The organism is Streptomyces sp. ID05-39B (genome assembly GCF_033794725.1).
Taxonomy (GTDB): domain Bacteria; phylum Actinomycetota; class Actinomycetes; order Streptomycetales; family Streptomycetaceae; genus Streptomyces; species Streptomyces bobili.
Window position 1 is genome coordinate 1 of the sequence record NZ_JARGEF010000038.1, and the last position, 12,918, is coordinate 12,918.

The following is a 12,918-nucleotide window of genomic DNA, read 5'->3' on the forward strand; positions in this document are numbered from 1 at the left end:
CCACCCCCCTCTACGCCGGCGGGCCTCCCCTGCCCCGTCGGTGTGCACGACGGAAAGCGGCACGACCATGAACAACAACGGCAGAGGGCTTCAGGCGAACGCCCTCGGCATGTTCGACACGGTGGTGATGGCGGTCGCGGGCAGCGCACCCGCGTACTCGATCGCCGCCACCACCGCGGTGCTGGCCGGAGCGGTGGGGATGGCGGGTCCGGCGGCGCTGCTGTACTGCGCGATACCGATGCTGGGCATCGCGCTGGCGTTCCGCAATCTCGGCCGGATCGACGTCAACGCCGGGGCCGGCTACTCCTGGGTGGCCCGCACCCTCCACCCGTTCCTCGGCTTCGTCAGCGGCTGGGCGCTGGTGATGTCCACGACGATCTTCATGGTGGCGGGTTCGCTGCCGGCCGGGTCGATGACCCTTTCCCTGTTCGACGAGGGCCTGGCCGACGACACGGCGCTGTCCACGGTGGTGGGCGCCGCCTGGTTCCTGCTGATGCTGGGCGTGGTGCTGGGCGGCGCCCGGCTCACGGTGCGGGCGCAGCTGGTCATGTCGGGGGTGGAACTGGTGATCCTCGCGCTGTTCGCCGTCCTCGCGGTCTTCCACACCGACCACGCCCGCGCCTTCGACTGGTCCTGGCTGGGTCTCGGCCAGTTCGACGGCGTGTCAGGGTTCGCGTCGGGTGCCCTCGTGGCCGCCTTCTACTACTGGGGCTGGGACGTGACCAGCAACCTCAGCGAGGAGACCCGCGACAGCCGGCGCACTGCGGGGCTCGCGGGCCTGATCGGGGTGGGCGTCGTCTTCCTTCTCTTCGAGGTGTTCACCATCGCGGTGAACGTCATCCTCAGCGCCCGTCAGGTCGAGGAGAACGGCGCGAACGTGCTCGCGGTGCTCGGTGAGGAGGTGTGGCCTGGCTGGGGCGGCAAGCTGCTGGTCGTGGCCGTGCTGCTGTCCACCGTCGCCACGTTGGAGACGACCCTCATCCAGGTCACCCGCTCCCTGTTCGCGATGGGCCGCGACCGGACGATGCCGGCCGCGCTGGGCCGGGTGCACGGCACGTGGAACACACCGTGGGTGGCGATCGCCGTGGTCGGCGCGGTGGCGCTGGGCATGTTCGTCGCCTCCAACGCGCTGGGCTCGGTGGGCGACATCCTCTCCGACGCGATCTCGGCGATCGGGCTCCAGATCGCCGTCTACTACGGCCTGGCCGGGCTCGCGGCCGTCGTCGCCTACCGCAGGACGCTGCTCAAGTCGCCGTCCGCCTTCCTCTTCGGCGGGCTGTGGCCGCTGGGCGGCGCCCTGTTCATGTTCTGGATCTTCGTGGAGTCGCTGGGCGAGCTGAGCACGGCGGCGATCACGATCGGCCTCGGCGGGCTCGTGGCGGGCCTGGTGCCGATGCTGTGGTACTGGCGCAAGGGCAGCGACTACTACCGGCCGGCCCGGCTGGACGCCTCCCGGACCGTCCGCGCCGACTACCTGCCGGGAGGTACCGTGCCCGCGCACTCCGCCGCCCACGAGGGTCTCCCCACCGACTTCTAGAGGGGGACCCGATGGCGCGGATCCGTTTCGCTCCCGACTTCGACCCCGACTGCGGGGACACCGCCCTCTCCTCCGCCCGGCAGGACATCGTCATCGGACGCTGGCAGGGCCTGCGCGAACTCCTGCGGGTCACCGGCCCGCACTGGACGGCCCGCGGACACCGGATGCGGCTCCTCGCGCAGGCCTGCGCGGGGAGTTCGACGGTGGAGACCTGGCTGGCGGCCGAGCCGCACAGCGCGGACGCGCTGGTGCTGCGCGCGGCCACCGAGACCACCCGCGCGTTCAACGTGGCCATCGCGGCGGGCCGGGGGGTGCCGATCGGCCAGCACCGGGTGGACGCCGCGGTGCTGGCCTGCCTCGCGGCGGCCGAGGCCGCTCCGGACGATCCGACGCCGTGGATCTCGCTGATCTCGGTGGCGCGGCTGTACCCCTCGGGCGTACGACGGCAGGAACTGGCCCGCTGGTGGGACGAGTTGCACCGGCGCGACCCGCAGAGCATGGAGGGCCACCTCCAGGTGCTGCACTACTACTCGGCGCGCTGGCACGGCACGCACGGACTGATGTACGACTTCGCGCGGGACGCGGCGGGCGCGGCCCCGGCGGGCTGCGCGCTGCCGGTGCTGGTGCAGTACGCGCGCGTGGAGGAGTACCGGCACGCCGTCGACACGGCCGGCGACAGTTCCACGTCGGTGAGTCTGGGCCGGCACTGGAACCACGACGGCGCCCTCGGTGACGTCCGCCGCACCTGGGAGCGCTGGATCATGGCCCGCGCCGGTTCCGAGGTGGCCCCCGGCGAACTGCGCGACGTCAACTACCTGGCGCACGCTGCCTGTCTGGCGGGCGCTCAGGAGGTCGCGGACCCGCTCCTGCGGATGCTGGGCCGCCGCTTCACCCGCGCCCCGTGGTCGTACACCGGGGATCCGGTGCAGCAGATCGTGCGCCGGCGAGCGCAATGGACGCCGCACGCCTGAGCGACTCCACGGCCCACGGCCCACGAGTCACGAGTCACGGCCCGCGAGTCACACTGGACCATGCCCCTTTCCTCCGACGCACCCGTGTCCGACCTGCCCGGCGGCCCTCGCCGTATCGCCCTCCTCGGAGGCGGTTTCTCCACCGACGCCGACGCGGTGCTCGACACCTGGGTGCTGAGCCGTGCCCGCGCAACCCGCCCGAAGGTCTGCTTCGTGCCGACGGCGAGCGGCGACGCCGAGGGGTACGTCGACCGGTTCCTGACGGCGTTCGGCGCCCTCGACTGCGAGCCGTCCGTGCTGCGCCTGTTCCGCCGCGAGCCGGACGACGCGTCCCTGCGCGCGTTCCTCCTGCGGCAGGACGTCGTCTACGCGGGCGGGGGCAACACGGCGAACCTGCTGGCGGTGTGGCGCACGCACGGCGTGGACCGGCTGCTCACCGAGGCCTGCGACCGTGGCACGCTGCTCTGCGGCATCAGCGCCGGCGCCAACTGCTGGGCCGAGGGCTCCCACACCGACTCCTTCGGCCCGCTGACCCATCTCCCCGACGGCCTGGGCCTGCTGCCCGGTTCGGTCTGCCCGCACTACGACAGCGAGCCGGGCCGCCGCCCCTCCTACCGCCGGGCGGTGGCCTCGGGGGCCCTGCCCGCCGGCTGGGCCCTGGACGACGGTGCCGGCGCCCTGTTCACGGACGGCACACTGACGGAGACGGTCGGCCGGACGGCGGCCGCCCGCCTGTACCGGGTCGAGGCGGACGGCCGGGGCGGCACCACCGAAGTGCCCGTCACGGCCTGAGAGATCCGGTCACGGAGTCGTGCGGGGACCGTCCGGCAGGCTCTGCCGCTGCTCGATCATCTCGTGGCTGAGCGCCGCCGTCTCCGACTCGGGGAGGCGCTCGAAGCCGTCCTCGGTGATGACCGACACGATGGGGAAGATCCGCCGGTTGAGGTCCGGGCCGCCGGTAGCGGAGTCGTCGTCCGCCGCGTCGTACAGCGCCTGGAGGGCGGCCAGCGCGGCCTCGCGCCGGTCCATGCCCGGCCGGAACAGCTTCTTCAACGCGCCCCTGGCGTACGGTGATCCGGAGCCCTCGGCGTGGAAGTCCCGCTTCTCGTACAGGCCCCCCACGACGTCGTAGCTGAAGATGCGGCCCCTGCGGCCCTCGGGCGCCGAGGCGTCGAAGCCCGTGAGCAGCGGGACCACGGCGAGGCCCTGCATGGCCTGGCCGAGGTTTCCGCGGATCATGCCTGCCAGGCGGCGCGCCTTCGCGTTCAGCGTCATCGCGGTGCCCTCGATCTTCTCGAAGTGCGCCAGCTCGACCTGGTAGAGCTTCACCAGGTCCAGCGCGAGTCCGACGGTGCCGGCGAAGGCGACGGCCGTGTGGTCGTCGGCCGGGTGCACCTTCTCCAGGTCGCGCTGGGCGATGACGTTGCCCATGGTGGCCCGGCGGTCGCCGGCGATCAGGACGCCGTCGCGGAAGGTGAGCGCCAGCACGGTGGTGCCGTGCGGGACCTGGTCGGGCGCGGCGCGTACACCGTCCGGGAGGACGCTGCGGGTGCTGAGCAGTCCGGGGCGGTGGGCCGCCAGGAAGTCGGTGAAGGATGCGGTGCCGGGAGTGAAGAACTCCGCCCCCAGCCGTCCGCCGTCGTCGTTCCACGCCATGGCACTCCCCCTCGTCCGCCGGGCCGTCCCGCATCGGAGTCCTACCAGGTGCGGGCGCCCCAGAAACGTGCGAGGCCGGTCACAGGGTCCTGCGCCGCACCAGGACGCCGAGCACCAGCAGGCCGGGCAGGAGCGGCAGCCACAGCGTGAGGAGCCGGTAGCCGAGCACGGCGGAGGCGGCCCCCTCGGACGGTGCCCCGGCGGTGACCAGGGCGAGTCCGAGGGCCGCGTCGAGGGAGCCGATGCCGCCCGGTGTGGGCAGCAGGGCGGCGGCACCGCTCGCGGCGAGATAGAGCAGCGCCACCTCCGGCGCGGGCAGTGGCAGGGCCACGGCCCGGGTGACGGCGATCAGCACGCACGCGTGCAGCGCGGCGAACGCCAGCGAGCCGCCCCACAGGGCCGCGGCCCGGCGCGGAACGGCGTGCACGGCCCTGACATCGGCCCACACGGCCGTCAGGGCGGCCCGGCAGCGGGCGTGGTGGCGCAGGGCCGCGACGAGCGCCGCGCCGACGGCCACGACCGCGAGTGCGGCCCAGCCTCCCCAGCCCGACGGAAGCCGCAGCAGGCCCGGACAGGCCGCGGCGAGCACGGCGAGGAGGGCGGCACGCGCGAGCGCGGCGGCCGTGGCCTTGACGGCGACGGCGGTCGTCGCGCGCCCCGCGGTCAGTCCGCGGCGCATCAGGAAACGCACGTTGACGGCCCCCGCGCCCAGCCCGGCGGGCAGCAGGTGGTTGGCGGCGGACGCGGCGAACTGCGCGGCCACCAGCGGCCCGCGGGGCAACCGTGGGACGACGGAGCCCTGCTGGGCGACCGCCGCGCACAGCCAGGTCCCCGACGCCGCCACCGCCCCGGCGAGCAGCCAGCGCCGGTCGGCCCCGGCGAGCCGCACGGCTGCGGTGTGCAGGACGGGCCAGTGCCGGTGGGCGAGCCAGACGGCGGCGGCCAGGACGGCGAGGCTGAGCGCGGTCCGCCAGTAGGTGCCGTGCGCGCGGCCGGCCCTGACGGTGGTCCGCTCGGCCGTCATCGCGCCCTGTCCCCGGGCGGTGTCGGCGCGAGGTGCACGTCGAGCCCGGCGGACGGATGGGTCCGCCAGCCGCGGGCGTACGCCGGCGGCGGGGCGCCCGGCAGGGAGAGGGCGGCGGTCGGGACGCGGCCGGCGGTGCGCAGGATGCCCGCCTCGGTGATGTTGGCGTTGTGGCCGCGCGGGTTGGCCGAGGAGCAGCCGGCGTAGTAGGCGATGGGGATGGCCTCGGTGCCGGTGAGCAGACAGGGCGGGCGGACGCCGAGCCGGTGCAGGTCGGCGACGGTCCGGGTCCAGTCGCGGCGGTCGGCGGCGGTGCGGTCCACGGTGCGGTCGAGGACGACGTACTGCACCGCCAGATGTCCGGCGAGGCCGAGCGCGACCGCCGCGGCGGCGACCGGGCGCAGACGGCCGCGGGGCGCGGTGACCAGGCGGCACAGGGCGTCGGCGGCCGGGAGTGCGAGCAGCGCGTAGAAGGGGAGCAGGAAGCGGGGGGCGGCGTAGCCGATCAGGAAGAGGTACGGCACGGCGGCGGTCGCGGCGCAGGCCAGCGGCAGCAGCGTGGGCCTGGTGCGGCGGGCCCCGGCCGCCACCGCGAGGCCGGCGAGGGCCAGCAGCGGCAGCGCGAACCACCAGGCCACGATCACCGGGTGGGGCATCTCGGCGGTGCAGGGGCGGCACAGGGTGCGGCCCACCAGGCTGCGCAGCTGGTCGTCGACGGCGAGGTTCCAGCCGAGGCCGCCCTGGATGCGGGAGGCCTCGGAGAGCCGTTCGGCGAGGCCGCCGTGGCTGAGGTACGCCTCGATGATCCACTGGCCGCCGCCGGTCGCGAGGCCCGCCAGGAGGGCGAGGGCCAGCCGCAGGTTGCGGGCCGGGACCAGCAGGACGAGGAGGGGCAGCGTGGTCCAGACGGCGTCGGTGGGGCGCATCCAGGCCATGAGGGCGGCGCCCGCCGCGACGCCCCACAGGGCCGCCCGGTCGGCACGGTCGGCGCGGTCGGCGCGGACCCGCAGGAAGCAGCCGACGCAGATCAGGGCGCCGAGCGCGACCCAGTGGTTGGGCATGGCCGCCGGGCCGTAGAACAGCGTCATCCACAGGGAGGCGAAGAGGGCGCCTCCGGCGGCCAGGACGCGGGGCGGGAAGAAGGGGCGCCACACCCTCAGGGCCAGGTAGAGGCCGAGGCCGGACAGGACGGCCAGGTAGACGCGCAGCAGTTCGGTCGACGTCGACCAGGAGGTGACCGGCGCGACCAGCAGGGGCACCCCGCGGGCGCGCGGCGCGCTGAAGAAGGCGGGCGGGGCCTGGGCGGAGATCTGGCTGACGTACACGGTCTCGTCCCAGCCGAGGCCCAGGCCCGGTCCGACCAGGACGAGTTGTGCCACGGTGAAGGCGCCGGCGACGGCCGCGAGCAGCCAGGAGCCGGGCGCCCGCCAGGGTACGCCGGGCACGGTCGCCGGCTCGCCCCGCCGCGCGCCGGCGAGTGTCGCGTTCGTGCCCTCCGCCATGCTCCACCCCTTGCCCGTAAACGGAAAAACATGGCCAAACTAACGCGTGAGGGCCGGGCACGCAGGGTGATATACGGCCAGCTGTGCGGGCGGGTGCCCGCGGCGGTCAGCGGACGTGGGGCTTGCGGTGCCTCGGCTGCTCCGGTTCGGGGCGCACGGGTGCGGCCGGGACGGGCCGCACCGCGGGTCCGTCGCCGTTGAGGTGGACCGGCGTCCCGTGGTGAGCGATCGTCAGCGGCGGCCCGGAGAGCAGGGTGTACGTGGCCTTGTCGGGGCCGACCTCCACGTGCAGGCGGCGGCCGAGGAACTGGAGGGAGAAGGCGAGGCGGCTGAACGCCTCCGGCAGGCGGGGCGAGAAGTACAGGGTCCGGTCGCCGTCGCGGCGCAGCCCGCCGAACCCGGCGACCAGCGCCATCCAGGTGCCGGCCAGCGAGGCGATGTGCAGTCCGTCGCGGGTGTTCTGCTCCAGGTCGGCCAGGTCCATCAGGGCGGCCTCGGCCGTGTAGGCGTAGGCCAGCCGCAGATGGCCCGCCTGGGCGGCGACGACGGCCTGGCAGCACGCCGAGAGGGAGGAGTCGCGGACGGTGAGCGGCTCGTAGTAGGCGAAGTTGCGGGCGACCTGCTCCTCGTCGAAGAAGTCGCCGCAGGTGTACATCGCCAGCACCAGGTCGGCCTGTTTGACGACCTGTTTGCGGTAGAGGTCGAAGTAGGGGAAGTGCAGCAGCAGGGGGTACTGGCCGGGTCGGGTTCCGTCGAAGTCCCAGCGCTGGTAGCGGGTGAAGCCGGCGTGCTGTTCGTGCACTCCGAGTTCGTCGTTGTACGGAATGTGGACGGCCGCGGCGGCGTCCCGCCAGGCCGCGGACTCCTCCTCGTCGACGCCGAGCCGGGCGGCCTCCTCGGGGTGCCGCTCGACCGCCTCGGCGGCGGACAGGAAGTTCGCCCGTGCCATCAGGTTGGTGTACGTGTTGTCGTCGGCGACCGCGCTGTACTCGTCGGGGCCGGTGACGCCGTCGATGTGGAAGACGCCGTGCGCGTCGTGGTGGCCGAGGGAGCGCCACAGGCGGGCGGTCTCCACCAGCAGTTCGACGCCGGTGTCCCGCTCGAAGTCCGTGTCGCCGGTCGCCGCGACGTAGCGGACGACGGCGTCGGCGATGTCCGCGTTGACGTGGAACGCGGCGGTGCCGGCCGGCCAGTACGCCGACCCCTCCGAGCCCCCGATGGTGCGCCAGGGGAACGCGGCGCCGCTCAGTCCGAGCTGGGCGGCGCGCTCGCGGGCCGCGTCCAGGGTGGCCTGCCGCCAGCGCAGGGCCTCGGCCACGGCGCCGGGCGCGGTGTAGGTGAGGACGGGCAAAACGAAGGTCTCGGTGTCCCAGAAGGCGTGGCCGTCGTAGCCGGAGCCGGTGAGGCCCTTGGCGGGGATGGCACGCCGTTCGGCGCGGGCGCCGGCCTGCAGGACGTGGAAGAGGGCGAAGCGGACGGCCTGCTGGATCTCCTCGTCGCCGTCGACCTCCACGTCCGCGCCGGCCCAGAAGTCGTCGAGGTAGGCCCGCTGGTCGTCGAGGAGTCCCTGCCAGCCGCTGTGTCCGGCCGCCGCGAGAGCCGCCTCCACCTGGTCGCTCATCGCCGGCCGGGAGCGGGCGCCGGACCAGCCGTGCGCGACCAGCTTCTCCACCCGGAGCGTCTCGCCGGGCTCCAGCACGGAGGTGACGGTGAGGCGGGCCACGTCCACATTGCTCTCGCTGCCGGTGGTGGTGCGCTCGGGGCCGGTGACGGTGTGGTCGGCGGCGACGGCGACGCGCAGTCCGCTGCGCCGGGTGCGGTGCACGAGCCGCAGCCGCTGTCCGACGGCGACGTCCTCCTCCGGTTCCAGCGGCGACTTCAGCGCACGGGCGGCGCGCGGGTCGGTGTCGGGCTCGGGCAGGCTCTCGTTGGCGACGAGTTCGGACTGGATGACGACGCGGGAGCGGCTGCCGACGGCCTCCACCTCGTAGGCGATGGCGGCGACGGCGCGCTGGGTGAGGGAGACCAGCCGGGTGGAGCGGACCCGGACCGTCGAGCCGGCCGGCGAGGTCCACTCGCAGGTGCGTTCCAGGACTCCGCGGCGCAGGTCCAGGACGCGTTCGTGGGAGACGAGCCGGCCGTAGCGCAGGTCGAACGGCTCGTCGTCGACGAGCAGCCGCAGGATCTTGCCGTTGGTGACGTTGATGACGGTCTGGCCGGACTCCGGATAGCCGTACCCCGCTTCCGCGTAGGGCAGCGGGTGCAGTTCGTGGACGCCGTTGAGGTAGGTGCCGGGCAGGCCGTGGGGTTCGCCCTCATCGAGGTTGCCGCGCCAGCCGATGTGCCCGTTGGACAGGGCGAACACCGACTCGCTCTGGGCGAGGACGTCGAGGTTGAGGCGCGTCTCGCGCACGCACCAGGGCTCGACGGCGTAGGACCGGTCGGTGATCACTCGTGCTCCCCCAGGTCGGCCGGGTCGGCCAGTTCGGCCAGGTCGCTCACGACGACGTCCGCGCCGTGGGCGTACAGGGCGTCGCTCTGCCCCACCCGGTCAACGCCCACGACGTACCCGAAGTGCCCGGAGCGTCCCGCGTCCATGCCGGCCAGCGCGTCCTCGAAGACGGCGGCCCGCTCCGGTGCGACGCCGAGGTCGCGGGCGGCGGCGAGGAAGGTGTCGGGGTGCGGCTTGCCGGGCAGGCCGCGCTCGGCGGCCACCAGGCCGTCGACGCGTACCTCGAACAGGTCCTCGGCGCCGATCGACCGCAGCACGTCACGGGTGTTGGCGCTGGAGGAGACGACCGCCGTGCGCAGGCCCCGCGCGCGGACGGCCCGCAGATAGCCCAGGGTGCTGTCGTAGGCCTCGACGCCGTCGGTGCGGATCCTCGCCAGCAGCAGTTCGTTCTTGCGGTTGCCGAGTCCGTGGACCGTCGCCGCGTCCGGCGGGTCGTCCGGGCCGCCCTCGGGCAGGTGGATGCCGCGGGAGTCCAGGAAGGTGCGGACGCCGTCGGCGCGCGGGCGGCCGTCGACGTACTCGTCGTAGTCGTGGGAGGAGTCGAACGGCCGGTACCGCGCGCCGTCGCGTTCGCGCAGGAAGGCGTCGAACATCTCCTTCCAGGCGGCCGCGTGCACCACGGCCGTCCGGGTGACGACCCCGTCGAGGTCGAAGAGGCAGGCCTGGATCGTGTCCGGGAGACCGAGCGTCGTCGTCATACAGGACCCGTTCCCCGTCCGCCGGGTCCCCACCGGGTGGCGCGCGCCACATGGCGGCGGCGTGGGGTCAGTCGTGCGGGAACGAATGGTGCTCGTGGGTGATCAGCCAGTGGCCGCGCCGCTTGCGCAGGCCGAACGTCAGCCGCAGCCGCAGCGTGGGCCGCTCGGCCAGTTCCTCGGGCGTGCCGCAGCGCAGCAGGGCGTGCGCGAAGGCGACCTCCGGGCCGGAGGCGACGTCCAGGACGTCGATCTCGAACAGTGCGCCCTGCGCCTGCCACGCGAAGAACGGCGGCCAGAGCGCCCGGTAGGCGGCGAGGCCATGCAGCCCCTCGTGGGGCGGGGTCACGTAGTACAGCCGCAGGTCCTCGGCATGGTCGGCGAGGACGGCCTCCAGGTCGCCGCGGTGCACGGCGTCGGCCCAGCGCGTGATCAGCGCGCGGATCCGCCTCTCGTCCTCCGACACGTCGTGCCCTCCCTCTCTCGCCGTCCGGGTTCCCTTCAAGACTGCGACACTCTGCTGTGTGCTGACCTACGACGATCTGCTGCCCCGCGCGCGTGCCCTCGCGCGCGGGCGGAGCCGCGCGATCCTCGGCATCGCCGGCGCGCCGGGCGCGGGCAAGACGACGCTCGCGGAGCACCTGGTGCGGGAGCTGAACGGCGCCGGGGAGCCCTGGGTGGCGCGGGTGCCGATGGACGGCTTCCACCTCGCCGACGCCGAACTCGGCCGGCTGGGCCGCCGGGACCGCAAGGGCGCTCCCGACACCTTCGACGCGGCCGGGTACGCGGCCCTGCTGCGCCGGCTGCGGGAGGAGGCCGACGGCGACGACATCGTGTACGCGCCCGGTTTCGAGCGGGACCTGGAGCAGCCCCTCGCGGGCGCCGTCCCGGTGGCGCCGGCCGTCCGCCTCGTGGTGACGGAGGGCAACTACCTGCTGCTGGGCACGGGCGCGTGGGCACGCGTGCGGGCGGAGCTGGACGAGGTGTGGTTCTGCGAGGTCGACGAGGAGGAGCGGGTGCGCCGGCTCGTCGCCCGCCACGAGGAGTTCGGCAAGGATCACGCGGCGGCCAGGGCCTGGGTCCGGGGCACGGACCAGCACAACGCCGACCTGGTGGCGGCGACGCGGGACCGGGCGGACCTGGTGGTGCGAGGCCAATAGGGTGCGCGGCAGGGCGGCTGCCCCCGCGCGTGCTCAGGTCTCGCGCAGGGTCAGCTCCGGTTCCCCGTGCGCGTCGTCGCCGCCGAGTACGGCCGTGAAGGCGGCCGTGCTGATGACGAGGTCCGTTCCGTCCCGGGTGACGGACACCGTCAGCGGGTCCGGTGAGCCGTAGCGGACCGCGAAGACGTGCAGGTCGTCGGGGGCGTCCGGGACGGGGCCGGCCTCCAGGGCCGTGGAGCTGACCAGGTGGCGCCAGCCCTCGTCGGGGTCGCCGTAGCCGCGCGGGTCGGCGGCGAGGGCGAACGCGGCCTGCTGCTGGGTGAGTTCGGCGCGGGCGTCGAAGTGTTCCGCGCCCCCGGCCGCCGGATGGGTCAGGCGCAGGGTGCCGGCCGAGGCGGCCTCGCCGCGTGCCGTACGGCGCACCCGGTCGCCGTCGTCCTCGGCGTACGGCAGGCCCGCCAGCAGGTACGGCGTGCCGGCGAGGCGTTCGACGGCGACCGTCGTCCACAGCAGGGTGCCGTCGGTGACGTACAGGGAGCGCACGTGGCGCAGGACGTGGTCGCGGCCGACGACGGGTTTGGTGACGAGCTTGGCCGTCAGGGTGGCGGTGCCGAGGTCGCGGACACGGACCTCGCCCATGGGCCGGCAGAGCAGGAAGCCGTCGGTGACGGGGCCGAAGCCGTGCTGGCGGCTGACGGCGGCGGGCAGGTAGTAGGTGCCGCCCGCCTCGATCACCGAGGGGGTCATCCGGTCGTCGAAGGCCACCGAGACGGTGCCGGCGCGCAGTTGGTGGCGGGCCGGGTGTCCGGCGGGCGTGCGGTGCCAGCGGGTGGTGTCCTGGATCTGCCAGACCAGCATCCACGCGAAGTGGCCGTCGACGCCGCCGTCGGCCTTCACCGCGTGCCGGCCCCAGCGGGTGTCGCCCCGGTAGCGGCCGAGGTCGGAGCCGATCCGGTGGCCGAAGTAGCGCAGGCCGAGGACCGATTCGAAGCCGGAGTGCTGCTCGCTGTAGCGGGGGCCGCCCTGGTCGAAGCCTCCGTTGGTCAGCCGCGCGTCGATGTACCGGGCGAGCGCGTCGCCGTCGCGGGCGAAGACCTCCTCACCGCTGACGCGGTGGGCCTGGGCGAGGAAGGACAGGGAGATCGGGCCGTAGTTGTTGTCGTAGGCGCCGCCGTGCTCGGGGGGCAGGAGGGCGCCGCGGTCGCGCACGCGGTGGGCGCGGATCTCCTCCTCGTACAGGCTCATGGCCCGTGCGCGGACCGACTCGCCGTCGGGTCCCTGGAGCTGGCGGGCCAGCATCAGGCCGCCGACGACACAGCCGAGGGCCTGGTTGCCGGCCTCCTGCGGGTTGAAGAAGGTCGCCTCGGTCAGCCAGCGCCAGTAGCCGTGGGCGACCTGGAGCAGCTCGTGGCGCCGTTCGTCGTCGAGCAGACCGGTCGCGGCCGCGGTCACGTCGACCGTCTGGAGCAGCGCCCAGACCGTGCTCGGCCAGTCCCCGATCGGGTGCGCGCCCGGCGCGAGGGTGTAACGGGCGTACGGCAGACCGGAGTCGCGGAGGCGCAGGTTCGGGTAGCCGGGGTTGTCCTCACGGTAGACGCGCTCGCGCAGATGGAAGTCCACGCTGCGGCGTACGGCCTCCGGCAGGCGCGGGTCCCTGGAGCGCTCCCAGGCCAGGGCCAGCAGGGAGGTGATACCGAGGGAGGTGTCGCCGATGTCGTCGACGCAGTCGGGGTGTTCGAGGCTGCCCTCGGGCGTGAGCCGGGCGAGGGCCTGCTCTGTGACGTCGGCGAGGACGGCGTCGTAGGCGTCCGGGGTGTCCGCGAGGTCGTGCAGCGGGGCGCGCTGGTGCGGGAGGTACACG

11 protein-coding genes are annotated in these 12,918 nt (G+C 74.2%); 4 read left to right on the forward strand and 7 right to left on the reverse strand.

The window, feature by feature from the left end; translation table 11 throughout:
- Positions 1–67 precede the first annotated feature (67 nt).
- From P1P75_RS11595 to P1P75_RS11605, 3 genes are read left to right on the forward strand one after another with little or no spacing between them, the layout of a single operon-like run.
- Positions 68–1,537 carry an APC family permease gene (locus P1P75_RS11595; protein ID WP_319254322.1) on the forward strand — a complete coding sequence of 490 codons (1,470 nt, stop codon included), beginning with the start codon at positions 68–70 and terminating at the stop codon, positions 1,535–1,537.
- An 11-nt stretch (positions 1,538–1,548) separates the two neighbouring features.
- Positions 1,549–2,508 (forward strand): hypothetical protein, encoded by a 960-nt coding sequence (locus P1P75_RS11600; protein WP_319254253.1) that lies wholly within the window; start codon positions 1,549–1,551, stop codon positions 2,506–2,508.
- A gap of 60 nt (positions 2,509–2,568) precedes the next feature.
- On the forward strand, positions 2,569–3,300 hold the full coding sequence (locus tag P1P75_RS11605) for a peptidase E (protein ID WP_319254255.1): 732 nt from the start codon (positions 2,569–2,571) through the stop codon (positions 3,298–3,300).
- Positions 3,301–3,309: 9 nt separating this feature from the next.
- Here the strand turns inward: P1P75_RS11605 and prcB are convergent, their stop codons facing one another.
- From prcB to P1P75_RS11635, 6 genes are all read right to left on the reverse strand, one after another.
- Complete coding sequence (gene prcB, locus P1P75_RS11610; protein WP_319254257.1) at positions 3,310–4,164, reverse strand: proteasome subunit beta; 855 nt, start codon at positions 4,162–4,164, stop codon at positions 3,310–3,312.
- A gap of 79 nt (positions 4,165–4,243) precedes the next feature.
- Positions 4,244–5,188, reverse strand: coding sequence for a lysylphosphatidylglycerol synthase domain-containing protein (locus tag P1P75_RS11615; protein ID WP_319254259.1), 945 nt, complete (start codon positions 5,186–5,188; stop codon positions 4,244–4,246).
- Positions 5,185–6,690, reverse strand: a complete 1,506-nt coding sequence (locus P1P75_RS11620; protein ID WP_319254261.1) for a hypothetical protein — start codon at positions 6,688–6,690, stop codon at positions 5,185–5,187. The genes P1P75_RS11615 and P1P75_RS11620 overlap by 4 nt, the downstream gene beginning before the upstream one ends.
- A 106-nt stretch (positions 6,691–6,796) precedes the next feature.
- Positions 6,797–9,142: a glycosyl hydrolase family 65 protein gene (locus P1P75_RS11625; protein ID WP_319254263.1), complete on the reverse strand. Its 2,346-nt coding sequence runs from the start codon at positions 9,140–9,142 to the stop codon at positions 6,797–6,799.
- Positions 9,139–9,900, reverse strand: a complete 762-nt coding sequence (locus P1P75_RS11630) for a beta-phosphoglucomutase family hydrolase (protein WP_319254265.1) — start codon at positions 9,898–9,900, stop codon at positions 9,139–9,141. The genes P1P75_RS11625 and P1P75_RS11630 overlap by 4 nt, the downstream gene beginning before the upstream one ends.
- Positions 9,901–9,967: 67 nt before the next feature.
- Complete coding sequence (locus P1P75_RS11635; protein ID WP_319254267.1) at positions 9,968–10,363, reverse strand: SgcJ/EcaC family oxidoreductase; 396 nt, start codon at positions 10,361–10,363, stop codon at positions 9,968–9,970.
- Between the two features lie 58 nt (positions 10,364–10,421).
- Here P1P75_RS11635 and P1P75_RS11640 point away from each other — a divergent pair, with 58 nt between their 5' ends.
- On the forward strand, positions 10,422–11,057 hold the full coding sequence (locus tag P1P75_RS11640) for a nucleoside/nucleotide kinase family protein (RefSeq protein WP_319254269.1): 636 nt from the start codon (positions 10,422–10,424) through the stop codon (positions 11,055–11,057).
- A 33-nt stretch (positions 11,058–11,090) separates the two neighbouring features.
- On the opposite strand, the gene P1P75_RS11645 is transcribed toward P1P75_RS11640, so the two are convergent.
- A complete protein-coding gene (locus P1P75_RS11645; protein WP_319254271.1) occupies positions 11,091–12,917 on the reverse strand; it encodes a hypothetical protein in 1,827 nt (608 codons plus the stop codon).
- Between the last annotated feature and the right edge of the window lies 1 nt (position 12,918).

Bases quoted from the DNA above. Each gene is read 5' to 3' on its own strand.
- prcB (WP_319254257.1), bottom strand. From the start codon at position 4,164: ATGGCGTGGAACGACGACGGCGGACGGCTGGGGGCGGAGTTCTTCACT.
- P1P75_RS11630 (WP_319254265.1), bottom strand. From the start codon at position 9,900: ATGACGACGACGCTCGGTCTCCCGGACACGATCCAGGCCTGCCTCTTC.
- P1P75_RS11620 (WP_319254261.1), bottom strand. From the start codon at position 6,690: ATGGCGGAGGGCACGAACGCGACACTCGCCGGCGCGCGGCGGGGCGAG.
- P1P75_RS11595 (WP_319254322.1), top strand. From the start codon at position 68: ATGAACAACAACGGCAGAGGGCTTCAGGCGAACGCCCTCGGCATGTTC.
- P1P75_RS11615 (WP_319254259.1), bottom strand. From the start codon at position 5,188: ATGACGGCCGAGCGGACCACCGTCAGGGCCGGCCGCGCGCACGGCACC.
- P1P75_RS11600 (WP_319254253.1), top strand. From the start codon at position 1,549: ATGGCGCGGATCCGTTTCGCTCCCGACTTCGACCCCGACTGCGGGGAC.
- P1P75_RS11605 (WP_319254255.1), top strand. From the start codon at position 2,569: ATGCCCCTTTCCTCCGACGCACCCGTGTCCGACCTGCCCGGCGGCCCT.